Source organism: Johannesbaptistia floridana (assembly GCF_057440575.1).
In genome coordinates this window covers 1-1,460 of sequence record NZ_JALKVM010000306.1, presented here as the reverse complement: position 1 = coordinate 1,460, position 1,460 = coordinate 1, and the positions used below count along the sequence as shown (strand labels likewise).

General features: G+C 31.5%; 2 protein-coding genes. Both read left to right on the top strand.

Features of this window, described 5'->3' with window-relative positions; all coding sequences use genetic code 11:
* Window positions 1-630 precede the first annotated feature (630 nt).
* Window positions 631-885 (top strand): hypothetical protein, encoded by a 255-nt coding sequence (locus MW688_RS18140; RefSeq protein ID WP_486737423.1) that lies wholly within the window; start codon window positions 631-633, stop codon window positions 883-885.
* On the top strand, window positions 882-1,229 hold the full coding sequence (locus MW688_RS18135) for a type II toxin-antitoxin system VapC family toxin (RefSeq protein WP_486737422.1): 348 nt from the start codon (window positions 882-884) through the stop codon (window positions 1,227-1,229). Before MW688_RS18140 ends, MW688_RS18135 begins: the two co-directional genes overlap by 4 nt.
* Window positions 1,230-1,460 lie beyond the last annotated feature (231 nt).

The following is a 1,460-nucleotide window of genomic DNA, read 5'->3' as shown; positions in this document are numbered from 1 at the left end:
AGAGGGTAGAAATAATATTTTGTATCCCTGGTGTAGATTCTGGTTGATTAGTCATATTTCAATCCTTTCTCTGTAATAATCTTAATTTCTCGTCCCTGATGATAGCGATCGCGCTTATTGGTTATTATATTTCATAAGTAATTTTGTGGTTAAAGATGCTTTTTTATCTTAGATTAATCGCCTAAAAACCGCAACAAAGTTTGATAGTCTGTAAGATCATCCCAAGGGGCAACAAAAATAAACCTATTGTATTTGTTAATAGCGGCTTTTCGCCTTTGGACTGAAATCAAAGAAGAGCTAGAAGAAAAAGACTTTTATCACCAAAGTTGACTAAAACATCAATAAAACAGTGATCAGAATTATTTATGAAGATGGGTAGCTTGAATTTGCTGGTTGGTTACAATCGTTTTCTACTCAAATACAGTACCAGTTAGTAGCAATAGTTACTAATTTCTATTGATCATTAGCCGTGAGATATAACTATTTAACTAAGTAAAAATGAAAAAGTAGGTAATTGCTGACTTACTTGTAGTACTAACAATTAACTTGACAATACCGAAAAAGGATATAATAGTTAATATTAATAAAAAATTAATCTAATATTCTGCTTTCACATTAAGAGATTTTATCATGAAAACAATTAGTTTCAAAACTTATATAGGAGAAGACGGAATTCTACAAGTTTCTTTACCTCCTGAAATTAAAAATACCGATTTAGAAGTGACTTTAGTCTTTCAAACCATTCCTTTATCTAACAACCAAAAAGAAATCAGTCAAAAGGAATGGCAAAAAGGCTTTTTTGAGGAAGTTATTGGCGGTTGGGAAGGAGAAGAATTAGTGAGAGAAGCACAACCAGAATATGAGGAAAGAGAAGATTTATTGTGAATTACTTATTAGATACAAATGTTTGTATAAAATTACTGAATAATAGTAGTTTGGCAGTGACTAATGAGTTAAGGAAACATCAACCTGAAGAGATATATTTATGTACTATTGTACAGTTAGAATTATATTATGGTGCTTACAAAAGTCAAAGACAAGAACAAAATTTAGCAAAACTAGAGCGTTTTTGTAGGCAATTTACCATTCTGGACTTTGACCCAAAATCAGCTAAAATAGCGGGTCAAATACGCTCTCAGTTAAATCGTCTAGGGACGCCCATTGGGGGTTATGATTTACAAATTGCTGCTATTGCAATCGAAATCCGATTTAATCTTAATTACTCATAATATTAAAGAGTTTAGTCGTATTGACCATTTAAAATATCAAGATTGGGAGATTTGAGGGTTCTGTTGCAAAAAATATAAGTTGCCTTGGTAACATGTTAAAATATAGGAGCGTGACGGCTTTATTTAACGTAATTGATGAATCCAAAACAACCTTTCAAGTGGCGACATTTCCAAAAGGTTATTATATTTCATAAGTAATTTTGCAGGTCAAGATGCTTTTTTATCTTGGAT

What these genes read in the sequence shown, in the direction of transcription:
- MW688_RS18140 (WP_486737423.1), top strand. Translation starts at nt 631, where the DNA reads ATGAAAACAATTAGTTTCAAAACTTATATAGGAGAAGACGGAATTCTA.